The sequence below is a fragment of the Halobellus limi genome, assembly GCF_004799685.1.
Classification (GTDB): Archaea; Halobacteriota; Halobacteria; order Halobacteriales; family Haloferacaceae; genus Haloquadratum; species Haloquadratum limi.
The window spans coordinates 2,277,046-2,299,708 of record NZ_CP031311.1 but is presented as its reverse complement, the minus strand read 5'-3'; the positions used below and the strand labels follow the sequence as shown (position 1 = coordinate 2,299,708).

At 65.2% G+C, this 22,663-nt stretch carries 22 protein-coding genes; 8 read left to right on the top strand and 14 right to left on the bottom strand.

Annotation, left to right across the window (positions count from 1 at the left end):
- Positions 1-678: 678 nt before the first annotated feature.
- Positions 679-1,743, bottom strand: coding sequence for a DMT family transporter (locus DV707_RS11350; protein ID WP_103991593.1), 1,065 nt, complete (start codon positions 1,741-1,743; stop codon positions 679-681).
- 246 nt (positions 1,744-1,989) lie between these two features.
- Here DV707_RS11350 and hflX point away from each other — a divergent pair, with 246 nt between their 5' ends.
- The gene (gene hflX / locus DV707_RS11345; protein ID WP_103991594.1) at positions 1,990-3,342 is read left to right on the top strand and encodes a GTPase HflX; all 1,353 of its coding nucleotides are present in this window, start codon (positions 1,990-1,992) and stop codon (positions 3,340-3,342) included.
- A 37-nt stretch (positions 3,343-3,379) separates the two neighbouring features.
- On the opposite strand, the gene moaC is transcribed toward hflX, so the two are convergent.
- A complete protein-coding gene (gene moaC / locus DV707_RS11340) occupies positions 3,380-3,985 on the bottom strand; it encodes a cyclic pyranopterin monophosphate synthase MoaC (RefSeq protein WP_103991595.1) in 606 nt (201 codons plus the stop codon).
- Complete coding sequence (locus DV707_RS11335; RefSeq protein WP_200820893.1) at positions 3,982-5,400, bottom strand: NAD(P)H-hydrate dehydratase; 1,419 nt, start codon at positions 5,398-5,400, stop codon at positions 3,982-3,984. Before DV707_RS11335 ends, moaC begins: the two co-directional genes overlap by 4 nt.
- Positions 5,401-5,588: 188 nt before the next feature.
- On the opposite strand from DV707_RS11335, the gene DV707_RS11330 reads away from it, so the two are divergent.
- Both DV707_RS11330 and DV707_RS11325 read left to right on the top strand, forming a co-directional pair.
- Complete coding sequence (locus DV707_RS11330; protein ID WP_103991597.1) at positions 5,589-5,948, top strand: ArsR/SmtB family transcription factor; 360 nt, start codon at positions 5,589-5,591, stop codon at positions 5,946-5,948.
- Between the two features lie 86 nt (positions 5,949-6,034).
- Positions 6,035-8,443 carry an ATP-dependent DNA helicase gene (locus DV707_RS11325; RefSeq protein WP_103991598.1) on the top strand — a complete coding sequence of 803 codons (2,409 nt, stop codon included), beginning with the start codon at positions 6,035-6,037 and terminating at the stop codon, positions 8,441-8,443.
- A 144-nt stretch (positions 8,444-8,587) separates the two neighbouring features.
- On the opposite strand, the gene DV707_RS11320 is transcribed toward DV707_RS11325, so the two are convergent.
- A complete protein-coding gene (locus DV707_RS11320) occupies positions 8,588-8,776 on the bottom strand; it encodes a DUF7576 family protein (protein ID WP_103991599.1) in 189 nt (62 codons plus the stop codon).
- Between the two features lie 173 nt (positions 8,777-8,949).
- Between DV707_RS11320 and DV707_RS11315 the strand changes: the two genes are divergently transcribed.
- Positions 8,950-9,180 (top strand): DUF7511 domain-containing protein, encoded by a 231-nt coding sequence (locus DV707_RS11315; RefSeq protein ID WP_103991600.1) that lies wholly within the window; start codon positions 8,950-8,952, stop codon positions 9,178-9,180.
- Between the two features lie 110 nt (positions 9,181-9,290).
- On the opposite strand, the gene DV707_RS11310 is transcribed toward DV707_RS11315, so the two are convergent.
- The 7 genes from DV707_RS11310 to DV707_RS11280 all read right to left on the bottom strand — a co-directional run bounded on the left by DV707_RS11310 (position 9,291) and on the right by DV707_RS11280 (position 16,920).
- Positions 9,291-10,382: a CheF family chemotaxis protein gene (locus DV707_RS11310; RefSeq protein WP_103991601.1), complete on the bottom strand. Its 1,092-nt coding sequence runs from the start codon at positions 10,380-10,382 to the stop codon at positions 9,291-9,293.
- Positions 10,379-12,130, bottom strand: a complete 1,752-nt coding sequence (flaJ, locus tag DV707_RS11305) for an archaellar assembly protein FlaJ (protein ID WP_103991602.1) — start codon at positions 12,128-12,130, stop codon at positions 10,379-10,381. Before flaJ ends, DV707_RS11310 begins: the two co-directional genes overlap by 4 nt.
- Before the next feature lie 66 nt (positions 12,131-12,196).
- Positions 12,197-13,864, bottom strand: coding sequence for a type II/IV secretion system ATPase subunit (locus tag DV707_RS11300; RefSeq protein WP_103991603.1), 1,668 nt, complete (start codon positions 13,862-13,864; stop codon positions 12,197-12,199).
- Positions 13,864-14,616 (bottom strand): ATPase domain-containing protein, encoded by a 753-nt coding sequence (locus tag DV707_RS11295; protein WP_103991604.1) that lies wholly within the window; start codon positions 14,614-14,616, stop codon positions 13,864-13,866. Before DV707_RS11295 ends, DV707_RS11300 begins: the two co-directional genes overlap by 1 nt.
- Positions 14,613-15,062 (bottom strand): CARDB domain-containing protein, encoded by a 450-nt coding sequence (locus DV707_RS11290; protein ID WP_103991605.1) that lies wholly within the window; start codon positions 15,060-15,062, stop codon positions 14,613-14,615. Before DV707_RS11290 ends, DV707_RS11295 begins: the two co-directional genes overlap by 4 nt.
- The gene (locus DV707_RS11285; protein ID WP_103991982.1) at positions 15,063-15,506 is read right to left on the bottom strand and encodes a fla cluster protein FlaF; all 444 of its coding nucleotides are present in this window, start codon (positions 15,504-15,506) and stop codon (positions 15,063-15,065) included. It lies immediately after the preceding gene.
- Positions 15,490-16,920: a FlaD/FlaE family flagellar protein gene (locus DV707_RS11280; RefSeq protein ID WP_103991606.1), complete on the bottom strand. Its 1,431-nt coding sequence runs from the start codon at positions 16,918-16,920 to the stop codon at positions 15,490-15,492. The genes DV707_RS11285 and DV707_RS11280 overlap by 17 nt, the downstream gene beginning before the upstream one ends.
- Before the next feature lie 469 nt (positions 16,921-17,389).
- Here DV707_RS11280 and DV707_RS11275 point away from each other — a divergent pair, with 469 nt between their 5' ends.
- Complete coding sequence (locus DV707_RS11275) at positions 17,390-18,142, top strand: RAD55 family ATPase (RefSeq protein WP_103991607.1); 753 nt, start codon at positions 17,390-17,392, stop codon at positions 18,140-18,142.
- A gap of 135 nt (positions 18,143-18,277) precedes the next feature.
- Here the strand turns inward: DV707_RS11275 and DV707_RS11270 are convergent, their stop codons facing one another.
- The 3 genes from DV707_RS11270 to DV707_RS11260 form a co-directional block, all read right to left on the bottom strand.
- Positions 18,278-18,886: an archaellin/type IV pilin N-terminal domain-containing protein gene (locus tag DV707_RS11270; protein WP_103991608.1), complete on the bottom strand. Its 609-nt coding sequence runs from the start codon at positions 18,884-18,886 to the stop codon at positions 18,278-18,280.
- An 11-nt stretch (positions 18,887-18,897) separates the two neighbouring features.
- Positions 18,898-19,542, bottom strand: a complete 645-nt coding sequence (locus DV707_RS11265; RefSeq protein ID WP_103991609.1) for an archaellin/type IV pilin N-terminal domain-containing protein — start codon at positions 19,540-19,542, stop codon at positions 18,898-18,900.
- A 328-nt stretch (positions 19,543-19,870) separates the two neighbouring features.
- A complete protein-coding gene (locus DV707_RS11260; RefSeq protein WP_103991610.1) occupies positions 19,871-20,209 on the bottom strand; it encodes an ArsR/SmtB family transcription factor in 339 nt (112 codons plus the stop codon).
- Between the two features lie 139 nt (positions 20,210-20,348).
- On the opposite strand from DV707_RS11260, the gene DV707_RS11255 reads away from it, so the two are divergent.
- From DV707_RS11255 to DV707_RS11245, 3 genes are all read left to right on the top strand, one after another.
- Positions 20,349-20,918: a DUF7500 family protein gene (locus DV707_RS11255; RefSeq protein WP_103991611.1), complete on the top strand. Its 570-nt coding sequence runs from the start codon at positions 20,349-20,351 to the stop codon at positions 20,916-20,918.
- Between the two features lie 105 nt (positions 20,919-21,023).
- Positions 21,024-21,392 carry a chemotaxis protein CheY gene (cheY, locus tag DV707_RS11250; RefSeq protein WP_103991612.1) on the top strand — a complete coding sequence of 123 codons (369 nt, stop codon included), beginning with the start codon at positions 21,024-21,026 and terminating at the stop codon, positions 21,390-21,392.
- Positions 21,389-22,642 (top strand): chemotaxis protein CheC, encoded by a 1,254-nt coding sequence (locus DV707_RS11245; RefSeq protein ID WP_103991613.1) that lies wholly within the window; start codon positions 21,389-21,391, stop codon positions 22,640-22,642. Before cheY ends, DV707_RS11245 begins: the two co-directional genes overlap by 4 nt.
- Positions 22,643-22,663 lie beyond the last annotated feature (21 nt).

The window sequence follows — 22,663 nt, the reverse complement described above, 5'->3', positions numbered from 1 at the left end:
CTTGTAATTCGTCATCGAGGTCAGTGTCCTCAAGTGAGTCTATTAGATCGTCGTGGTGATTTTGTACAACATCGACTAATTGGCTAGCTGTTCGGAGCTTGAACCTGATCTCGCTGTCGTCTGTTTTCTCGATAGAACTGTCTACAAGTTGCTTGATTGTACTGAGAGGTGAATTAGTATCAGTCATATGTGCAAGTATGTACACATCGTAAAATATTATTTGATTGATGGTAGTTTTTAACGTGGAGACCACTCCAACTGCTAGAATTGAAGGCCGAGCTTCAGACGTGTATCTCTCTGGTGTATTTATTAATGGTATGGGAACCTGTAACGTTGTATTGGGTCAGCATTTCGCTCGCTTTGCTTTGGTGGTGGATCGGTGACGCACTTGACCCGGATACGATAATATTCATTGTATTGTTTATGAAGCTCGGCGGTGGAGTGGCCACACTTCTATTCTTGACTGGATTAGGGTCAGCAAGCACGACACAAATATTAAACAGTTGCCTGTCATTACTGGCGTATCTGTTTGTTCTTGTTGTACTCGGAGCAGATATTGGGTTCAAAAATCTATTCAGAGGATTCTATACTTGGATCAAGTAGCACGCACGAGCTGGTGGTTGATTCACCGAATTAACGCCGAAAGAAACGGCTCGTGAAACCGGCTGTACGGCCTACTCAGTCGGCGTCGTGGCCGAAGCCACTCGTCGTCGACCCGTAGAGGTCCTCGGAGGCGACGTCGCGTTCGAAGGTGAGCCCGCGACCGCGCTCGATGACCCGGCAGCTGAAGGTAAGCATCGGGTTCCGCGGGGCGAAGTGCGCACCGCCTATGCCCAGCCGCTCGCGGACGATCTCGTGTTTCACGAGCACGAAGCCGGCGAAGATGCCGAGGAAGCCGAGGACGGTGGTCTCGGTGACGGTCTGTCCGAGGAGAGCCCACCCCGCGAGCGCGGCGACAATCGGCTGGAAGTAGCTCACCAGGTTGCTCTCGGCGGGGCCGACGCGCTCGTGCAGCGCGAAGTAGATCAGGAAGCCGAGCACGCCCGAGAAGAGCGTCAGGTACGCCAGGGCGGCGAGTGCGGTCGTCGTCCACTCGACGGTGGCGACAGGCTCGCCCCGAGCGATCGATCCCGCGAAGAGCAGACCCGCGCCGACGAGCATCGCCCACGCCTGCATCGACACGTCGGCGAGCGTCGTCCGAAGCGGCGTCGAGAGCACCGATCCGAGCGCGAAGGCCGCGGCCGCGACGAGCAGGAGTCCGATCCCGAGGACGTCGGCGGTCAGGAGGTTCCCGAGGTCGAAGTCGGCCACGACGGCGACGCCGACGAGGCCGAGCAGGAAGCCGCCGGCCGCGACCGCGTCGAGGGAGTCGTCGAGGAGCACGGCCGCGAACGCCGCGGTCAGCACGGGCGAGAGGCTCACCACGACCGCGGCGACCGGGCCGGGGACCGACAGCTGCCCGAGGTACAGGAGAGCGTGGTACGCGCCGACGAGGAACCCGCCGACGACGGCGACGTTCAACCACTCCGTGCGGCCGCGGGGGCGCAGGCGATCGGTCGTGACCGCGGCGTACGCGAGGACGAGCACGCCGGCGAGTGCGTAGCGAAGGGCCGCAAAGAAGAGCGGTGGCACGTGGGCGAGTCCGGCTTCGATGGCGACGAACGACAGCCCCCAGACCGTCGCGAGCGCGACGAAAAGCGTCGCGTCGGGTGGGAGAAACTGCGAACGAATACGACGTATCATAGAGTATCCTTTCTTATAGCCGAACAAAGTTAAACTAATCTATAAAATACGAGTGATAGATGATTTTAAATCCTATATAGCGTGCCATTCTTGAGTGAACTCGTGACACGGGGTGGCAGACGTCGGGAGTCCGGCTGGGCGGACTGCGCGCGTCAACGCGGGTAGCGTTCAAGTGGTTCGGCCGCGTATCTCCTCTCAGACAGTGCAGGTGAACCACTTCGAGGCCGCCGCGTGCGCGGTGGACGTATGAGCGGAACGAGCCCCGTCGTCGTCGCCAAGCGGGTGGACGGCGGCGACGACGCCGATCTGACCGAGATCGCGGACCTGGCGAGCGCGGCCGGCTACGACGTCGTCGGCCGGCTCTCGCAGTCGCGCGAGGAGGACGCCGCTTACCACTTCGGCGAGGGGAAAGTCGAGGAACTCGCGGCGTTAGTGAGAGAAACCGACGCCCAGGCGGTCGTCGTCGACAACCGACTGGGCCCGTATCAGACGTACAACATCGGCGGGAAGTTGCCGGAGGGCGTCGAGGTGATCGACCGCTTCACGCTCATCCTGGAGATCTTCGGCCAGCGCGCGAACACTCGGAAGGCGCAGTTGCAGGTCGAACTCGCCGAGTTGCGCTACGAACTCCCGCGCGCGGAGGCGAAGGCGTCGTTGGCGAAACGCGACGAGCGCCCCGGGTTCATGGGGCTCGGCGAGTACGACGAGAGCCGCGAGCGCGACATCAAAGCGCAGATCTCCCGCATCAAGCAGGAACTCGACGCCATCGCCGAGAAAGAGGAGACCCGCCGCGAGCAGCGCCGGGAATCGGGCTTCGATCTCGTCGCGCTCGCGGGCTACACGAACGCCGGCAAGTCGACGCTGATGCGACAGCTCGCCGACGACCTCGACGTCTCCGAGAACGAGGACCTCCACCCGGACCTCGACCCGACCGCCGAGTCCGAAGACCGCCTGTTCACGACGCTCGGGACGACGACCCGCCGCGCGGACACCGGGACCAGAGACGTCCTCCTGACCGACACGGTCGGGTTCATCTCCGATCTCCCCCACTGGCTCGTCGAGTCCTTCGAGTCGACGCTGGACTCGGTCTACCGCGCGGACCTCGTGTTGCTCGTCGTCGACGCCTCCGAGTCCGTCGAGGAGATGCGCGAGAAGCTCGTCACCTGTCACGACACGCTCTACGAGCGCAACGAGGCGCCGATCGTCACCGTCCTCAACAAGATCGACCGCGTCGACGACGACGAACTGGCGGAGAAGCGCGCGGCGCTGGACGCGCTCGCGCCCAACCCCGTCGCCGTCTCGGGGCTCACCGGCGAGAACGTCGAGGAACTCACCGCGCGGATCGAGGCCGAACTGCCCGACTGGCGCGAGGAACGGCTGCTCTTGCCGCTCTCGGACGACGCGATGAGCCTGGTCTCGTGGCTCTACGACCACGGCAACGTCGAGCGCGAGGAGTACACCGGCGAGGACGTCCTCGTCGAGTTCTCGGCCCGTCCGGCCATCGTCGAGAAGGCCCGGTCGAAGGCCGCCGAAGTGCGCGCGCCGCCGGGGTCCGCCGAATCGGGGGACGTCTCCGAGGCGAGCGTCGACAGCCCGTAGTTCACGGCTCGCTCCGTGGCCGAGTCCGAACGCAGGCTCAGTCCGATTCGTCGACCCGTCGCTTCTCCTTCGTGAGGACCTCGACGCCGCCGATCCGCGTTCCCGGATACTGTCCGGACCCGTCCTTTTCGGCGGCCTTCACCATGTCCCAGACGACGTTCAACCCCGTCGTGACGCCCTCCAGGGCCTCCATCTCGCAGCCGGTCTTGCCGGTCGTCTCGACGGTCACGGTGAGCCGTACGCACTCCTCGCGGACGTCGAAGTCGGTGTCGACGTTCGTGATCGGGATCTGGTGGCACATCGGGATCGTCTCCCAGGTGTGTTTGACCGCCTGCACCGCACCGATCCGGGCGGTCGCGAGCACGTCACCCTTTTCGACCGCGTCGGAGCGGATCGCACCGATCGTCGACGCCGAGAGGTGGATCTCGCCGCGCGCCACCGCGCGCCGCTTCGAGTCGGGCTTCGACCCGACGTCGACCATCTGGACGTCGCCCGTCTCGTCAACGTGGGTGAGTTCCGCGTCGTCGTCTCCGGCGGCGCGGTCGCCGCCGTCCGTGCGTTGGGAGTCGGCGTCGTCCTCGGAGGCGGTCGCCTCCCCGTCTCTGTGCTCCGTGGTCTCGTCGGTGTTCTCGTCAGATGTCATCGTGTGTCACTCCGAAGTGCCGCGGGCAGTCGATCGATCAGGTCCGTCGCCAGGAGGCCGTACCCGTTCTCCTCCACCGCCGCGTCCCCGGCGCGGCCGTTCGCGTAGGCGGCGACGGCGGCCGCCTGGAAGGGCGAGAGGACGCACGCCAGCGCGCCGGCCGCCCCCGCGAGGACGTCGCCGGTGCCGCCGACGGTCATCCCCGGGTTCCCGGTCCGGTTCACCCTCGTCTCGTCGCCCGCGGCGATCACGTCGTAGGCGCCCTTCACGAGCAGGACGTGGCCGAGTTCGGCCGCGAATTCCGAGGCGAGGTCGGCTCTCGTCCGCCAGTCCTCGTCGGTCTCGCCGCCCATCTTTCGCAACTCCCCCTGGTGGGGCGTGCACAGCAGCGTCGCCTCCGTATCGACTTCGGGTACCACCTGCAGCGCGTCGGCGTCGACGACCGCCGTGCCGTCGTAGCGTTCGAGGAACTCCGCGACCGCCGCGAGCGTCTCTTCGTGATCCCCGAGTCCGGGGCCCAGGACGGCGACGTCGTGGTCGGCCGCGAGCGACAGGACGTCCTCGACGTGTTCGCTCGCGAGACGCTCGCCGTCGTACGGGCGGAGGATGAGGTTCTCGCTGTAGCCCTGGATCTCCCGGGCCACGGCCTCGGGGCAGGCGACGCGGACGAGATCCGCTCCCGCGCGGAGCGCCGACTGCGCGGCGAGCGCCGGCGCGCCGGTGTAGGGGCCCCCGCCGACGACGAGCACCTCTCCGAAGTCGCCCTTGTGGCTCTGTGACGGCCGGTCCAGGGCCAACAGGTCGCCCGGCCCCGTGAACCGTTCTGCGGCCGCCGGGATCCCGATGTCTGCGACGGTGACCTCGGCGTCGAGCGCCGACAGGCCGGGCTTCTCGTCGTGGAACGTCACCACGCGATCGGCGTCGACGGCGACGCCCGCGGACTCGCCGGTGTCGGCGTCGACGCCGGAGGGGACGTCGACCGAGAGCACCGACGCGTCGAGGTCGTTGACCGCCTTCGCGGCCGTCGCCTCGGGTTCGCGGAGCGCGCCCGTCACGCCGGTTCCGAGCATCGCGTCGACGACGACGTCGGGGTCGCCGAGGTCCAGGTTCGCGGAGTCAGTCACCGCCTCCGCGTCGCACTCCGCCGCGCGGAGCGCCTCCCAGTTCTCCCGGGCGATGTCGGTCGCGATCGACTCCGGGCGGCCGAGCAGGCGGACGGACACCTCGTAGTCGTCCAGGAACCGCGCCGCGACGAACGCGTCGCCGCCGTTGTTCCCCCGGCCGGCCACGACGGTGACGGACGCGCCCGCGTCCGCGAGGCCGCGGACCGCGCGGGCGACGGCGTTGCCGCTCGACTCCATCAACTGCTTCCGCGGGACGCAGAGCGCCTCGGCGTTGCGGTCGACGGCGGCCATCCGGTCGCTCGTGATCATCGGTGGCAGTTGGGTCCGAGCCGACCTAAAAGGCGACGGGTCGGTAATTGCGACCGCGTCCCCTCGATCACCGAGACGACCGCGAGATGCGTGACCTATCGGATCACGCGTGACCGGATGTGTGTCGGAAATCCGAAACGTTTAGGTCCGAGAACGCGGAATTACGTCGTATGTCGGGCGTGCTACCGCCGGAACCGGATCGAGGTGCGACCGAGGAAGATGGTGGCGATCTCCGTGTCCTCCCGCTCGACGACGACGAAGCCGCGCGGCTCATCAACTGCCTCGCCGCCGACACCGCCCGCTCGACGCTCACGGCCCTCCAGAACGACCCCGCCACCGCCTCTGAACTCGCTGACGGCGTCGGGACGTCGCTGCAGAACGTCCGACACCACCTCGACAACCTCCGGGAGGCCGGTCTCGTCCGCGTCGTCGACACCCGGTACTCGGTGAAGGGGAGAGAGATGAAGGTGTACGCGCCGACGCGCGACTCACTCGTCGTCTGCGTGGGCGACTCTGCGGACGTCGACTGAGTCGTCGGGTAACCCTCCCTTTTCGTCCGGATTCTCTCACGCCCGAACGTTCACATACGAAGCCGCGGCCATCCACCGACACCGATATGAACGCAGCGGGGCGACTGCGAGACGTGAGTTGGCAGGCCGTCTTCGGTCACGACGAGCCGTATCCCGAGCAAGCCGACGGTATCGACGCCGCCGTCGAGGCCGCCGAGGAGAACGGCTTTCTGGTCGTCGAGGGTGCCTGTGGTACCGGCAAGACGATGCTCGCGCTCACCGCGGGGATAGACCGGGTCCGCGATCCGGACTCCGACTACGAGCGCGTGCTGGTCCTGACCAGCGTCAAACAGCAACTCCGGCAGTTCGAGTCGGACCTGGAGACGATCAACGGGAACCTCCCCGAGGGGTGGCAGCCCGTCTCGGGCCTGACGCTCGTCGGGAAGGCCGACGTCTGTCCCTACAGCCGCGAGGGCGTCGCGGGCGTCGACGACGAGACGGTGTACGACCGCTGTGAGGGCCTCCGCGAGCGGACCAGGAACCTGGTGGGTGAGGGCGGCGAGACGTCGGCCGGGACCCTGGTCTCGGAGGCCAGAGAGACCCAGACCGGCCTCTTGGACTCCGGATCGACTCAGGGGCCCGACTACCTTTCCACTGCGGGCGAACCGACCCCGTACCTCCCGGAGACGGCCGAGTACGGCGACACCGAGTACTGCCCCTTCTACGCGACGTTCCTCGACGACGTGCCGGAGGACGGCGATCCGATCGAGGCGGTCCCCTTCGATCTGACCGAGCACGGCCACATCGCGCCCGAGGAACTCGTCCGGCTGAGCGCGGGGTACGGCACGTGTCCGCACTCGGTGATGGGCGCGGTCCTGCCGCACGTCGAAGTGGTCCTGGGGAACTACTACCACGCCTTCGACCCGACGACCGTTGGCTCGTTCACCGGCGCGATCGTCGACGAGGAGACGTTCGTCGTCTGCGACGAGGCCCATATGCTCGAACCGCGCGTGCGCGACCTCGTGAGCGACGGCGTCGGCGACGCGACGCTCCGCGACGCGGAGAACGAACTGACCCGCGTGCTCCAGCCCGTCGAGTTCGAGGCAGCCGGAAAGGACACCGCCGCCGGCGACGGCGAAGACGCCCCCGCGAACGCCGACGCCGACCTCGTCCGCGGGGAACTCGAAGACGCGGACGTGACGCTTCGCGAACTCCGCGAGACGCGGGAGTTCGTCTCCGAGCTCCGCTCGGAACTCGACCGCCGCGTGCGGGCGCACCTCGACCGGACGCGCCCGGACTGGCGCGCGGACCTCTCGCGGCTCGACGACGACGAGATCCCCCTCCGAGATCCGGCAGAACCCGCGGTCGACGAACTGACCGAGTGGGCCGCGGACGCCGGCCACGACGAGGCGACCTGGCTCCGCGCGGAGTCCGTCGGTGCCGTCGTCGCCCGGATCCTGAACGAGGCCGAAGACGACGACGTCCGACGGGCCGCGCTGGCCGTCGGGCGGACCCTCGCGAACTGGGCGCGAACCGACCACGTGGCGTACTTCAGAGAGATCGAACTGGAGCGGACGTGGGACGAGACCGCGCGGGAGAACACCTGGCGACGCGCCTACAACGCCCGACTCGCGCTACACAACTGCGTGCCGGGCGAGGCGATCGCCGAGCGGCTCGGCGAGTTCGGCGGCGGCGTCTTGATGTCGGCGACGCTGGAACCGATGGACGTCCTCCGCGAGGTGACGGGACTGGACGCGCTGGCGGAGTCGGGGCGACCCGTCGAGGAACGGACTTACGGGCTCTCGTTCCCGCCGGAGAACCGCGCGTCGTTCGCGGTCGACGTCCCGAAGTTCACCCACGAGAACCGCGGCGGACGGGGCGAGGCGAACCCCACGCGGCGCGCACACGTCGACGCCGTCTGCGAGATCGCGCGGTCGCCGGGGAACGTCCTCGTCGGGATGCCGAACTACGCGGAGGCGGCGTGGATGGCCGAGTCGCTGTCGGAACGCCTCGGCCGACCCGTCCTCCTCGACGAGTCTTCCGGCGACGACGCCACGGAGTCGCTGAAGTCTGAGTTCTTCGGCGGCGACGCCAAGGTCCTGGTGACGAGCCTCCGCGGCACGCTCACCGAGGGGGTCGACTACCGCGGCGACAGGCTCGCCGCCGCCGTCGTCTGCGGCGTTCCGATCATCGACACGTCGAGTCCGCGGACGCGCGCGTTGAAGACGGCGTACGACCGCCGGTTCGGTTCGGACGGCCAGGGCGGGCGAAGCGGCTTCGAGACGGCGCTCACCGTGCCGGCGGTCCGGAAGGCCAGACAGGCGATCGGCCGCGTCATCCGCGGCCCCGAGGAGGTCGGCGTCCGCGCCCTCGTCGACGCGCGGTACGCCAGGGCCTCGTGGGACAGCGTCCGCGAGTACCTCTCGGAGCCCGAACGCGCGGAGTTCGACCCGGTGAGCCCGGACATGCTCGGCTACGGCGTCGACCGATTCTGGTCCGGTGTCGAAGAACGCTGAGGTCGGCCGGAGGCGATCGGCGACGGCGAGTCGAAACAGTGGCAGCGACGGCGATCACTCCGGCGGCAACTCACCGGCAGCGGTCACTCCGACAGCAACCCGCCGGCAGCGGTCACAGCGGCGACGAGGCGAACGCCGACTCGCCTACCACGCGTCGTCCGCTTCGGCTTTACACTCCTCGGAACAGAAATGTCGTGTCTGCACGCTTCCGTCCTCGATCCAGGTGACGACGCGGTGGGTCGGCGATTGCACGATCTTCGATCCGCAGCTCGCACACGACGGCGCGTCGGCTTCGTCAACGTCCTCTCCGAGGTCGGAGGTCGGATCTACCATCTCTTGGAGTGGGTGGCACGTGGGATCACTTTACTCCGTCCATTCGCCTCTGCCAGCCGGACGTCGACACACGGCGGCGCGTGCGACCACTTGATTCCGTCCCTGACGGCGGAACTTGCCCGCCAACGGCAGCGGTTTAGTAGGTCGACGTCGAATACCGACTGTGGACTGAGATGTCCGATTCGCCCCGCGATCCCGAGAACCGCGTTCCGGCAGCCAGTGTCGAAGACAGCGGCGCGACCCGGCGTTCACGACGCTTCGAGCTTCGGAGCGTCGTCGTTCGCTACGAGGAACGACCGGACCGGTGCACGATCTATCCCCGGCGCGAGAGCTGCTGTGAACGGATCGAGGCCTGGCTCTCGGCCGACGCCGACGCGTTCGTGGCGCTCGACGACATGCGCTGATTCCGCGGGCCGTCGCCGACTGAGCCCGCTTCATATCGATTACTCTCGTCTCGTATCGCCGAGCGCCGGCAACTGGGGTGGCGTTCGGCGGTGAAACGTGAGAGTAATTATCAGACGTTGATGTCCTCGAACTCCTCGTTGACGATGAACCGGCCCTGGGGAGTCAGATCCACCGGCGGATTCTCGTCGGTGATGAGGTCGTCCTCGTGGAGCGACTCCAGCCGCGCGTCCAGTTCGGCCTCGCCGATGTCGAGCAGCGACGCCAGATCGATCTCCTCGGCCGTCGAGTACAGGCCGACGAGCACCTCCAGTTCGGACTCGTCGACTTCGACGTCGCGGACGTCGCTCTTGATCCAGTGGTAGATCAGTCTGAGATACCGCCCGAGGATGTTCATCTTCCGCCGCGACGTCATCGAGATCTCGGAGGTGACCGTCTGGCCGTTCTCGACGTGCTGGACCGAGAGGACAAGCCGCGTCTCCCCGTCGTCGGTCGATCGCTCCATCACCTCGAAGAAGATGACCGACGCGAGGTCGATCGAGAACGGGCCGTCCTCGGCCGTGGACACGTCGCTCCCGGGGAACGTCACCGACTCGTAGTCGAGGTGGAGCCCCGTCTTCTGCTTCGGCGAGTCCATCACGCGGCCTCCGACCTTCGCGGGGTGGGTGACGAGCGCGGTCGAGCCGTTGAGCGTCGCCCGGAAGAGAAGCAGCGAGAACTTCTCGATCGTCTCTCTGCCCCCGCCGATGACGGTCGACCGGCGGTAGTCGCCGTCGACGTAGCCGACCATCACGGTGTAGTCGAAGAACTCCTCGACCTCGGGGGGCACCTGCCCGACGGCGATGTCGTAGATCGACGGGATCGGGATCGTCGTCTTCGTCTTCGACGTCGCGAGCACGAGGCGACGTTCGCTCATCAGGACCCGCCCCTTCACCGGATCGAACGCGGCGTCGCCGCCGGCGACGAAGTTCGCGACGAAGTCGACGACGATCGACTCGCCGTTGCCGGCCTCCCGCGACGTCTCCGACGTCCCGTTCGAGTGCGCCTTCGATCCCGACGCCGAGTCGCCCTCGGCGCCCGACCGTTCCCGGTACGCTTCGAGCAGTTCCGAGCGCTGTTCGGCCACGTCGCCGTGCTCGGAGCCGTCGGACCGCCGGTCGCTACCCCGGTCTCTCTCACGGTTGTCTGAGCCCCCTCTCGTCATACGCTGATCAACCCTCCTGCCAGCGACGACGTCAGCACGGCGCTCCCACACCCGATCCACACGAGGACCACGAAGTGCAGGTAGGCGTTCACCTTGTGCCCGCCGTCGACCATCCGGATCATCAGCGCCGACAGCAGGGCGTTGAACAGGATGATGAGCGAGAGCAGGTACTCGATGATCGGGATGTCGTAGACGCCGGCGTAGATGAGCTGTCCGAACTCGAACTGCGCGAGGTTCATACTCGAAGAGAACGTCGCGAGGATCTCGACGACCTCCAGGCCGATGAAGAACGCGAACGAGGCCGACGCGGTGATGCCGTAGAGCACGCCGATGAGCGTCACCGTCGCCTGCTGGCGCTGTCGGCGGAGCTTGAGTACTTCGTTCATATTGTCCGAAATGAGTTCGCCGAGCTGTTTCGGCTCGCCGCCCATCTGCCGGCCGACCAGATACATCTCGGAGAACTTCTGGATGAGATACGAACTCGTCTCGGCGGTGAAGAAGAACCACGACCGGTCCGGCCCGACCCGCATGTTCAGCCGGACGTAGAGGCGGTCGATCTCCCGGGAGAGCACGCCGAAGTCCTTCTCGCGGAGCGTCTGCAACACGGCGCGCGTGGTCGACTGCTTCGCGCTCTCGGAGGCGCCGAGCGCGCGGATGAAGCCCGGATACTCCTCGTCGCGTTCCTTGACGTGGTTCTCGTGGTGTCGGGCCACGAGCCCGGGGATCGCAAGCGGCGTGAGCGGCGTCGCGATCAGGAGCGGGACCGGCGCATCGAGCATCACGCGCTGGACCGTCTGCCCGATCGCGGTCCACCCCGCGACACCGAGCCCGAGCACGCCGACGAACACGACGCTCAACCCGACCGACCCGTAGAGCGCGATGTCGATCTGCCGGTCGATCTTCGTCCGGTAGTCGTCCTGCTGGTACCACAGCGGGTCGTACGGCGACATCGTCTTGATGACGTAGTAGAACCCCAACTGGACGAAGACGAAGAGCACGATGACGGCCGCGATGGTCATCGTCGCATCGGTCCCCGTGAGGATCGGGAGCACGATCGCGTTGATGATCGCGAACGTCATCGAGAGGATCATCGAGAGATAGAGGTCCTTCATCACCTCCAGGTTTCCGAGCGCGCCCTCGTAGACGGTGACGTACTTTTCGATGATGGTCCGCTGTTCGCCGAGCAGGAAGTCGTCGAGGTGCTGGCCGGCGTTCAGCGAGTACGCCAGCCGGTCGAGGAAGTCGCCGAGTTCGCGGGAGGGAACCGCCCGCGCCCGCCGCTGGAGGGCGTCGTCGAGCGACTGGTTCCACGTGTCGACCAGTTCGGTGATGCGGCGCATCTCGACGGCGAGTTCGCCGTACTCCTCCTCACGACCGAGCTGTCTGAACACCGCGACGCGGTCGATGTTCGTTGTCGACAACACCGTCAGGTGGGTGATGACGAGGTGGAGTTGGTTCTCCAGCCCCCGGCGCTGCTCCTCGACGAGCAGTCGCGGGTAGAGCACCCCGCCGACCAACAACAAAAGCCCCAGGAGGAAGATCGGGATCCGAACCAGCACCGGGAGCGGGAGCGCGATCGCGCCGACGACGCCGAGGACGAACAGGAGGACGCTCGGCGCGAGGACCGTGAGGGCGTACTTCCGATTCTCCATCGGCATCTGCTCGTAGGCGTCCAGCACGGACGAGACGAACTCTCGGAACTGCTGCTTTTGTGCCTTCAGTCCCGCGTCGACGTTGGTCTCGCTCATCTGTTCCTCCGCGGATGGTTCATTGCGTCTGCGTTCCGTCGCTCCCGAATCCCTCGTTCGCGCTCATCAGTCGACCCTCGTGATGTCGAACGGGATTCCCTCCGTCCCGTCGCGCTGGAAGTCCTCGATGAACTCGTTGACCTCGTGGTAACCCACGATGTTCTCCTGGATCGCCCGTTCGATGATCTCCGTGCGGAACTTGATGTCCTCGTAGATCTTCCGCGTGTCGTCGTAGCCGAGCAGCGTCGCGATCTTCTCCTCCATGATGTAGGAGTTGTTCCGTCCCTGGAAGACGATCTCGTCCTCCACGGGGTCCCAGTAGAACGCCTCGCGGGTGACGACCCCGCCCATCTCCTTCGAGTATCCCTCGATCTCCTGCACCGAGGTGACCCGACGCAGGGTCTCGTTCCCGCGCTTGACGCGGTTCTGGAACAGCGCGATGTCGGCGTTCGACATGAACGTCTCGGGGACGTTGATCGGGTCCCCGGTGAACCGCTGGATCATCGAGACGATGTCGGAGGCGTGGAACGTCAGCATCACCGGGTGGCCGGTCTGGGCGGCCTGGAACGCCATCCGCCCCTCCTCGCCGCGGACCTCCCCCACGATGATGTAGTCCGGTCGAGACCGGAGCGCGGCCGCGACGAGGTCGAACATGTCGACCTCCGAGTCCGCACCGCGGCCCTCCCGCGTCAGGAGCTGCTGCCAGGTGTTGTGCGGCGGCAGCACCTCGGCGGTGTCTTCGGCCGTGTATATCTTCGAGTCGCGGGGGATGAACGACGTGATCGCGTTGAGCGTCGTCGTCTTCCCCGAGGCCGTCTCCCCGACGACGAAGATCGTCCGCTCGTTCTCCAAGGCGATCCAGAGGTACGCACACAGCTCCGGCGAGAGCGTCCCCCACTTCGCGATCTGGAAGATCGACAGCGGCACGTCGTCGCCCTGGCGGATCGTGAGCGAAGAGCCCTTCAGCGAGACGTCGTCGGAGTAGATGATGTTGATACGCGACCCGTCGGGGAGCGTCGAGTCCACGATCGGGTGCGCGTCGGAGACCGGATCGCCGATCCGTTCGCCCATGTTTCGGAGCCAGTTGTCGTACTGCTCCTCGGAGTCGAACTCGACGGTGGTTTCGAGCAGTCCGAACTCGCCGTGGTCGACGTCGACCTGGTTCGGCCCGATGACGTGGATGTCCTCGTTCGCGGGGTCGCGCATAATCGGTTCGAGGGGGCCCAGCCCGACGATGTCGCGGACGAGTCGATACTGGACCTTCTCGTAGGTCTGCTCGCTCACTTCGAGCGGCCCGAGTTCCAGTCGCTGGACGAGTTCGGCCAGCCGGCCGTTACGCTCGTTTTCGAGGACGACGATCTCCTCGAGCAGCTCCCTGATCCGATCCTCGTACTCGTTCTCCTCGGCCGGCGCGGGCTTTGTGACGGACCGTTCCAGGAGTTTGTCCTTCACCTGCCCGAAGATGTCGCGCTCGGGGCCGTCCAGTTCCGGCTCGATGGTGTAGTACTTCGTCGTCTCCCCGAAGTTCCCGTACACCTGACAGTAGACCGGTCCGCCGAGGTGATAGAGGATGTTCGGCCGGCGCGACTCGTAGCCGTCGGGGTCGTCGACGTACATCGGGAACTCGCCGGTGATCTGCCGGAAGCGCTTGAGGTGCTCGCGGAGGTGTCGCCACCGACCCGCGTGCTGCTTCAGATCGTTGCCGATCTTCGCGGAGCCGTGTTCGGTCGCCATTACGCCACGCTCCTGGACTCGATGACGATCCCGATCCCCGAGCGGACCGAGAACCCCACGCGGTCACCGACCTGTTCGCCCATCCCGGCGAACCGTTTGACGAAGATGTTCCGCCGGACGTCGTTGCCGACCTCCACCATCTCCAGTTGGAGATAGACGTCGGCGATCGAACGGAAGGGACCGATCGCCTCGTCGTCGACGGTCGAGGGGTCGACGGTCAGCACGATGGTCTTTCCCTTCGTGGTCAGATCCCTGAAGAAGGAGATGATCTCCAGGGCGGCCTGCCGCTCCTCGTTCTGGCGAACCAGCGCCTCGAACTTGGGGTCGTTGCGGAGGATCGCATCGAAGGTGTCGATGATGATCGCGTCGGCGTCCCACATCGTCTCGGCCTCCATCATCCGCCGGAGGAGGTCCTTCCGCTCGTCGTCCTCGCCGCTCCCGGTCAGCGTGCCGGAGGCGTCGATCTCGGCGGGGATGAAGAGGATCTCCTCGTCGAGCAACGGCTTCACGACGTCGTACGTGAGCGAGTGCATCTGATCGAGGAACCCGCGGACGCCCAGCTCCGTCGAGACGAGCGTCGTGACGACGTTCTCCTGCGTGAAGCCGTAGGTGAACCGCTGGGAGAGCACGCTCTTTCCGGCCCCGTAGTCGCCCTCGATGAGGACGATCGATCCCTTCGGGATGCCCCCGCCGAGTTCCTTCTGGAGGCGGTCGTGTTCTTTCAGCCCGATCGGGTAGTGGTTCGTGCTCATACGTTGAACCTGAATATCTCCTCGTCGCCGTCGACGGTCAGCGTGACACGGTGGTCGCCGTCGTTGAGAGACAGGTCGCCGATCTGAACCTCGACGACGCCGTGAGGCGTCCACTCGTCGCTGCCGTCTGCGATCGAGACGGAGACGTTCGTCCGGTACTGGGCGTCGACGATGACGTCGAAGGTCTCGCCGGTCGCCGGCAACGTCCGACGCCCGGTGTTCTTCACATAGAGGGTGACCGTTCCCTCCGTCTCGTTGTACACGCTACTCTCGGCGCTGCTTATGATCTCCACGTCGGTTCGGATGTTCTCTGCGACGTCCGCGCCGCGGTCGTCGAGCGCGCCGCTGATTCCGGTCACGGTGTCGATGAGGACGCCCGCGACGCCGGCGGCGATGACGATGCTCGCGATGAACAGGATCAGACTCGGCACGGAGACGTCGGCCACTCAGATCACCTCGACCGTCGAGTTGCTGTCTGCGACGCCGTTCTCGGCGACCACCTTCACGCGGTCGGGTTCGGCGGTGACGTCGCTGACGTTGATGACGAGCGTTCGGCCGCCACCCCAGACGTCGGTCTCTGTATCCCCCTCGACCGCCGTCGACGCCGACGGTTCGTATTCGTTGTCGACCAGAACGCTCGTTCCGTTCACCGCGAGCGTCGTCGTCCCCGCGTTCGTGACGTTGATTTCGACGGTGTCGCTGTCGTTGTGATAGCGGACCCGGTCGATCTGCACGTCCGTGTTCCGACGGTCGAGGAGGTCCTCGCTGTTCTCGTCGCGGGCCTCCGAGAGCTGTTCTGCGCTGCCGGCCGCCGCCGTGTACAGCGTCCCCGACGCGATCAGGACCCCGAGGAAGATGACCGCCGTCGACCCGCTAACGCCGAATCCCACGAGCACCACCTCCGAGCGCCGATAGCTCTTCGAGGAGCCGCGCTTCGTCGACGTGACCGGACTGCGTCCGGCCGCCCGCCGAGCCCCGTTCGGCGACGTCGCCCGCGAGACGGCTGATGTACGTCAGGCTCTCTTTGTGGTGTTCGACGCGGAGGTCCTGCGGCTGCTCTGTCTCGCCCGCGGTGGCGGCGTTACGGACGTGCTCGCTCATCGTCCGTTCGACCTCCCGGGTGATCCAGCCCTGCGACCGGTACTGTCGGAGCGCCCGCGCGGCACCGATCGCCCCGCCGGTCTCGACGAGGAATCGTGTCCACTCCAGGACGACCGATTCGGCGGTGTACCGCGCCGGGAGCGCCGACAGGTAGGCGTCCTCCGCGCCGGTCGACGTCCCGGGGGCTCCGACGGCCCTGTCCGCTCCTCGGGACCCCTCTGACGCCGCAGTCCTGTCGGCCGTCCCGTCCGTCTCGCCGGCCTCGTCGGCGTCGAACAGCGCCTCGTCGGTGTCGGCTTCCCCGGCCGCCTCGTCGAACGCGTCGACCGATTCGCCGGTCGGTTCTTCGCCGGGTCGTTCCTCGGCGTCGTCGAGGTCCGCTCCGCCGGCGACGTCTGCTTCTCCGTCGACGTCTTCTTCCTCATCGAGGTCGGCCTCTTCGTCGACGTCTCCTTCGGCGCCCTCTCCTTCGACGTCGTCCCAGCCCTCGTTCTCCTCGTACTCGGCCTTCAGATCGTCGAAGCTGGCACCGCCGCTCGCGGCCTCTTCCTCTCCGTCCCCACCGTCGTCGAGTTCCATCGCGGGATCTTCGTGTTCCTCCTCGGCGAGTTCGTCTTCCGCCGCGAGTTCGGCCTCGTTCTGCTCGTCGTCGAGGTCGCCGAAGTCCTCGTCGAAGAACGACTCGGCGTCCGCGCTCGCGACTTCCGAATCGAGGTCGTCCTCGGTCTCCTCTTCCATCTCGAAGAGGCCGAAGGCGCCGTCTCCCTCCAGACCGCCCATCTCGCGGGCGTCGTCGACGAAGGGGTTGATCCCGCGAGTGACCATCTCGTAGATGTCGAGGAGCTTCCGGATCGTCTCGTCGAGTTCCTCGACGGTCTCGCCGATCTGCTTGTTCTCCTCGCGGACCGTGTTCATCTCCGAGGAGATCGAACTGACCTGGTTTTCGAGTTCGGAGATCCGATCCTCCATATCGGCGATCGTGTCGGGGTCGACGTCGCCACCGCCGAAGTCTCCGCCATCGTCAAAACCGCCCATATCGTCGCCGAAGTCGTCCATCCCTCCCATCTCCCCGTCGAGGTCGTCCATCTCACCGTCGAGATCTCCCATCTCGCCGTCGAGGTCCTCGTCGAATCCGAGCCCGTCGGTCGCGACGGGATCGGACTCGTCGCCCCCGTCGCCGTCCATCCAGTCCATCACGCCCATCCGTGTCCCCTCCTGTCACCCCTGCACCGGCCACTCGTCGTCGGACGCGGTCGCCACGGCGCGTCACGACGCTCTGTGGGCCGCGCCGACCGCGTGGTCCGACCGGTCCGGTCGTCCGGTCTCGGTGGAACAGGTATCATTGGCCTAACTGTCCAGTCTTCGGTACAAGAAGGTTCGCTCCAAATTATCGCTCGTGATAGAGAACCGCGACGGCAGAAACCGCATCGCTCAGTCGAGGTACGCCAGCCAGTACAGCATCCGGAATTCCGGTCCTCGACTGCAAGTGGTGCTACTATCGCATTCGATCATCTATCACTTTCTCCGGTGATCGCATCATCACTTCCTCTGGCGATCGCATCCGACGAGGGCTGCAAACGCGACGACCGGGGCTGTTCTCCCCGGGTGCGAAGTATTATCCGCGTGCGGGACCGACCTCGTAGCCAACACTCGACAGGAAGTGATCACAGGTATGCCAGAATTCGTCAAGACCGGAATCGAGGGCCTCGATTCGATCCTCAACGGGGGAATCGTCAAGAACGCTGCCGTGCTCGTCAGCGGCAACCCCGGCACCGGAAAGAGCATCCTCGGGCTCCAGTACCTCTACAACGGCGTCGAGATGTTCGACGAGGGCGGGATCTACCTCACCTTCGAGGAGACGAAAGACGACATCAGCGAGGCCGCCGAATCGATCGGCTTCGACCGCTGGGACGAGTTCGTCGAATCGGGTCAGATCAAGGTGTACGACAAGCGGACGCTGCTCCGTAGCGGCGACTTCTCCTCGACGCTCGATACGATTCTCGACGACCTCCAGGACACCCAGTACGACCGACTCGTCCTCGACTCGCTGACGATGTTTCAGCTCTTCTTCGAGAACGAGCAGGAACAGCGGCAGTACCTCCTCAAGTTCATCGACATCCTGAAAGACAGCGGGCTCACCTCGATCCTGACGATGGAGCAGTCGGCGGTCTTCCCCGACACCGAGATCGGCCTGGAGAACTTCCTCACCGACGGGAACATCTACCTCATCCAGTCACCCGCTGGCTCGACGTCGAACCGATACATCTGGGTCGCGAAGATGCGCAAACAGCCGATCAAGAACTCGATGTTTCCCCTCGAAATCGACGAGGGCGGCATCGAGGTCTACGAGCAGGCGGCCGGCTTCTCGATGATGGGGGACACGCCCCCGATGTTCGGCGAAGAGGATCCCGGCGGCTTGGAGTAGTCTCCTTCGGACCCAGTTACGAACAGATGGCGCTCTATCATCCTCTGCTTCGATCGTACGTCTCTCAGCGGAAGCGCTGCTGCTAGCCCTTGGCGGCGAGAAAATTGAAAATTCGTTCGAGGCGGTAACCGGAGCTTAGAGCTCGACCGGTTCGCCGTCGTCCTTGCCAGCGAGCTGCTGGGGCATCGTCAGGATAACCTGCGTCGTCCCGCCAGTGCGGCTCGTGATGTCGAGACGAACCTGTTCGCCCGTATCGAGCCCGCTACTACCTTCGATGGCAGTGGCGTTGATGTGGACGTTGTAGCGGTCCTCCTGGCTGTTGAGAACGCCGAACGAGCCATCATCGTCGGTAATCTTCGTCAGGGCAAAGTTAGTGTCATCTGCGTTTCCTTTAGCCGCTCCCGCCGTTGTGTTCGTCAGCGTCTGAACCGTTTCGTCGCTGATATACTTGATCGAAGTCTCGTTCATATCGACCGCCCCGGACCCGGCGGCGAGTCTGACAGTCATCGTGATGTTCTCGATCGACGAGTCTTGGACCTGACCGTGAGTATTCACGACGTCGACCCGGTTCGTGACCTTGTTGACGCTCTCTTGACCCGCGTCCTCCGCAGTCGCTTGGAGGAAGCCGGCGGTGTTCACGAGGACGCCCGCCGCGATCGCGGCGACGAGGACCATCGCGATGAACACGATGAGCGTGCCGATACCGACTTGACCGCGTTCGTCTTTGTTAAAGATTTCAAACATTAGCAATCACCTTAGAGGGGGACCGGGTCACCGTCGTCCTTGCCAGCGAGCTGTTGGGGCATCGTCAGGATGACCTGCGTCGTCCCGCCGCTGCGCGTGGTAACATCGAGTTTCACCGTATCGCCGGTCGAGGTCCCGTTGACTCCCGGTCCCTCCACGGTCGACGTGTCGATCCGGATTTCGTAGCGATCCGACTGCTCGTTGAGTACCGGGAACGAACTGTCGTCGTCGTCGAGCGACGTCACGGCGAACTCGTCGTTACTCAGGTTCTCGAAATCCGTTAGGCCGTCCTGTCCACTCACGGTGTGATTGTTCGTCAGCGTCCGAGCGGTCGATCCACTCAGGTACTTGATCGTCGTCGAATTTATGTCGACACTTCCCGATCCGGCCGCCATCCGAACCGTCAGATTCAGCGTGTCGATCGTATTACTCCCGTCGGACGACGTGTTCACAATCCCGTGTGTACTGACCACGTCGAGCCTATTCGTCACCTTATCGACGCTCTCTTGACCCGCGTCCTCCGCGGTCGCTTGGAGGAAGCCGGCGGTGTTCACGAGGACGCCCGCCGCGATCGCGGCGACGAGGACCATCGCGATGAACACGATGAGCGTTCCAATGCCGACCTGACCACGGTCGGCGTCGTTTTCTTCGAACATATTGTGTTGTCTCCAGTCTGGTCCGCTCGCCTCCCCGTCGGAGGTGGGGACCGTCAAATCGACCAATCAACGGACCGTACATAATGGTACGGGGTAGAATATCAGATATGATAACGACGTAACAGGCTCTGAAAGTCCACGATATCCGACTTTAGGAAGACGTAGAGACCGATCTACTGTTCGAGTTGGCGACTACCCCAGTGGTGACGACGATCGGAGACGGGAGGTCGGCAAAATCAGTTCGACCTCGCCGCGGGACTGTCCACGACGTCCCATAGAACGCTAACGCAGACGAGTCTGACCGGGCCGCCGCCGATGGGAGGCTACCTCACTCCTGTGAGATCTTCCGCCAGACGTCGTCGAGTTTGTTCTTCACTTCGGGGCGCTCTGTCACCTGGACGTTGAGATCGTTGCCGTCGAAACTGATGACGATCTCGTCGATGTCGCGGCGGTAGACGTTCGTCCGGCGGTGTTCGTCCGAGAGGACGCGGTCGTGTAGCTCGAGCAGTCCGGCCCCCGTGAGTTCCTCGATCCGGCGGTAGCACGTCGCGATCGGGATGTCGAGCATGTCGCTGAACTCCTGTGCAGAGTGGGCCTCGTCGGCAGCGCGCAAGATGTCGGGATTGTATTCGTTCCCGAGCGCGGCGAGCGTCCTGTCAGACTCCATAGACAGCGCCACGTTCTAACCGGAATCACGTGAATGTGACGGTCGTTCGATTTCGCTATTGATACTGATAGCACGACCCGCCCACCCGGTCGGGTGCGCCTGCGATGGCCTTATTATTCCGCCGCGGGCATTCGAGGGTATGGCTCCCGCGGATCCTCCCGACGACGCGCCGCCGAGCGCGCGGACAGAGGAGGGTGTCGTCCGGCCCGACGAACTCGATTACACCAGTTCCGAGCGCGTGGCGGAGCTCTCGGACGGTCGGTACGTCGTCGCGACTGACAACGACGACGCGCCGTCGACGGAGGGGGCCGACGAGGCGGGCGCCTCCGACGAGGACGGAACGCCCGACGACCGGGGGACGCTCGCTCGCCAGCAGATGGCTCGATACGTCTCCGAGAGCGGGTCGGACTACGGGTTCGCCCTCACGGCCGCATTCGACGGTGACGTCGCCCAGCACGAGCGGTTCACCGACGACCTCGCAGCGGGGTTCGGGGAGCTGGTCACCTGGTACGTCGAACAGATCGATACGGAAGCCTCGCCGGCCGAGGCGATCGGCATCCTCCTGTTGGCATCGGAGACGACCGTCACCTACCCTGCGAATACTCTTGCTGCAGTCCTCCGCGAGCACGGGCTTTCGATGGACGACTCCATCGCGGACCTGATCGAGGCGCTCAGGGACGAACGCCTTCAGATACCGGCCGACGAGTAGCGGCCGCGGGTTCCCCCGCGGTTCGAGCGCTCGACGGATCGTATCTCGTATCAGTGCTGATAATGAGGACGATGCGTTTATACAGCGTTTCTCGGAAGGGAAGATATGGCACGCTCCGTACTGGTGGTGGACGATTCGGCGTTTATGCGGAACCTCCTGAAGCAGTTACTCGAGGACGATCACGACGTCGTCGGCGAGGCCGAGAACGGCGTCGAGGCGGTCGAACTCTACCGCGAACTCGACCCGGACGTGGTCACGATGGACGTCGTGATGCCGATCCGGAACGGCATCGAGGCGACCTCGGAGATCAAGTCGATCGATCCCGACTCCTCGGTGATTATGTGCACCTCCGTCGGTCAGGAAGAGAAGATGCGACAGGCGGTCGAAGCGGGGGCCGACGGCTACATCACGAAACCGTTCCAGAAGCCGAACGTCCTCGAGGCCATCGACGACGTGGTGGGCGTCGAAGCATGAACCTCGACGTCCAGTCGCTTCGGACCTTCAGCCGCCTCGCCCACTCCGGAGCCGAGGAGGCGGCGGGGTCGCTCACGACGCTCACCGGGTTCGACGCGCGGGTCGCCGTCACGAAAGTCGAGATGGCGACCCGCGACGACGTCGAACGGGAGTTCCGCGAGCGTGATCTCGTCTCGGTTCACATCGGTTTCTCGGGTGCGATCGAGGGCCACACCGTCCTCGCCTTCGACCGCGATCGCGCCGTCTCGCTCGTCGACGCGCTCGTCCCCGGCGCGTCCGACGACCCGAACAGCGACCTGGCGACGAGCGGGCTGAAAGAGCTCGGAAACATCATGCTCGGCGGGTTCATCGACGGCTGGGCCGACTTCCTCGGGGATTCGATCGACATCACCACCCCGACGTACGTCGAACTGGACGCCGGACGCTCGCTGCAGGACGTCGTCGGAGCTGCGGACACCCCGGACGGTTCCACCGACATCGGGGGCGGAGCGACCGACGCCGCGGTTCTCGACGGGTCCACGGCCGCGATCGACTCCGATCACGTCCTCGCGTTCCGAAACCACCTCGAAACGGTGGACGAGGAGGCGGGGTTCTACATCTATATGCTCCCGACGCAGGCGTCCGTCGAGACGATCGTCGACGTAGCCGGCGACGCGGACGATGCGATCCCCGTCGAGACGTTCACCTCGTTCTCGCAGATGATCTCCGAGGGCGCGGGACAGGCGTCTGAAGACCTCACGGCGATGACCGGGATCGAGACGAACGTCGACGTGAGCCGGTTGAGCTTCGTTCCGGTCGAAGGCGTGCCGATGGAACTGACCGACGACGCCAGACGCGGCGTCGTCTTGGAGTTCAGCGGAACGCCGTCCGGATACATCGCCATCCTCTTCGACCCCGAGTCCGCCGAGAGCGTCGCCGACGCCCTGATGCCGGGGATGGAGTCGGACCCGGCGATGCGAAAGAGCGCCTTACAGGAGATCGGTAACATCGTCACCTCCGGGTTCCTCGACGGCTGGGCGAACGCCCTGGAGACGACGATCGAGATCTCGCCGCCGCGGTACGTCGACGACATCGCTTCGGCGATCGTGGACCCGCTGGTGACGGAGCTCGCCCGGACGCAGGATTACGCGTTCCTCATCGACTCGGCGATCGCGACGCCGGACGAGACGTTCACCTGCGACATCTACGCGCTGCCCGACGAGCGGGAACTCCGCGCAGCGTTCGACCAGCTCGCGCCCGAGGCGAACTGACGCCGTGAGTCTGCCCCGTTC

Bases quoted from the DNA above. Each gene is read 5' to 3' on its own strand.
- DV707_RS11350 (WP_103991593.1), bottom strand. From the start codon at position 1,743: ATGATACGTCGTATTCGTTCGCAGTTTCTCCCACCCGACGCGACGCTT.
- hflX (WP_103991594.1), top strand. From the start codon at position 1,990: ATGAGCGGAACGAGCCCCGTCGTCGTCGCCAAGCGGGTGGACGGCGGC.
- moaC (WP_103991595.1), bottom strand. From the start codon at position 3,985: ATGACATCTGACGAGAACACCGACGAGACCACGGAGCACAGAGACGGG.
- DV707_RS11335 (WP_200820893.1), bottom strand. From the start codon at position 5,400: ATGGCCGCCGTCGACCGCAACGCCGAGGCGCTCTGCGTCCCGCGGAAG.
- DV707_RS11330 (WP_103991597.1), top strand. From the start codon at position 5,589: ATGTCGGGCGTGCTACCGCCGGAACCGGATCGAGGTGCGACCGAGGAA.
- DV707_RS11325 (WP_103991598.1), top strand. From the start codon at position 6,035: ATGAACGCAGCGGGGCGACTGCGAGACGTGAGTTGGCAGGCCGTCTTC.
- DV707_RS11320 (WP_103991599.1), bottom strand. From the start codon at position 8,776: ATGGTAGATCCGACCTCCGACCTCGGAGAGGACGTTGACGAAGCCGAC.
- DV707_RS11315 (WP_103991600.1), top strand. From the start codon at position 8,950: ATGTCCGATTCGCCCCGCGATCCCGAGAACCGCGTTCCGGCAGCCAGT.
- DV707_RS11310 (WP_103991601.1), bottom strand. From the start codon at position 10,382: ATGACGAGAGGGGGCTCAGACAACCGTGAGAGAGACCGGGGTAGCGAC.
- flaJ (WP_103991602.1), bottom strand. From the start codon at position 12,130: ATGAGCGAGACCAACGTCGACGCGGGACTGAAGGCACAAAAGCAGCAG.
- DV707_RS11300 (WP_103991603.1), bottom strand. From the start codon at position 13,864: ATGGCGACCGAACACGGCTCCGCGAAGATCGGCAACGATCTGAAGCAG.
- DV707_RS11295 (WP_103991604.1), bottom strand. From the start codon at position 14,616: ATGAGCACGAACCACTACCCGATCGGGCTGAAAGAACACGACCGCCTC.
- DV707_RS11280 (WP_103991606.1), bottom strand. From the start codon at position 16,920: ATGGGCGTGATGGACTGGATGGACGGCGACGGGGGCGACGAGTCCGAT.
- DV707_RS11275 (WP_103991607.1), top strand. From the start codon at position 17,390: ATGCCAGAATTCGTCAAGACCGGAATCGAGGGCCTCGATTCGATCCTC.
- DV707_RS11270 (WP_103991608.1), bottom strand. From the start codon at position 18,886: ATGTTTGAAATCTTTAACAAAGACGAACGCGGTCAAGTCGGTATCGGC.
- DV707_RS11265 (WP_103991609.1), bottom strand. From the start codon at position 19,542: ATGTTCGAAGAAAACGACGCCGACCGTGGTCAGGTCGGCATTGGAACG.
- DV707_RS11260 (WP_103991610.1), bottom strand. From the start codon at position 20,209: ATGGAGTCTGACAGGACGCTCGCCGCGCTCGGGAACGAATACAATCCC.
- DV707_RS11255 (WP_103991611.1), top strand. From the start codon at position 20,349: ATGGCTCCCGCGGATCCTCCCGACGACGCGCCGCCGAGCGCGCGGACA.
- cheY (WP_103991612.1), top strand. From the start codon at position 21,024: ATGGCACGCTCCGTACTGGTGGTGGACGATTCGGCGTTTATGCGGAAC.
- DV707_RS11245 (WP_103991613.1), top strand. From the start codon at position 21,389: ATGAACCTCGACGTCCAGTCGCTTCGGACCTTCAGCCGCCTCGCCCAC.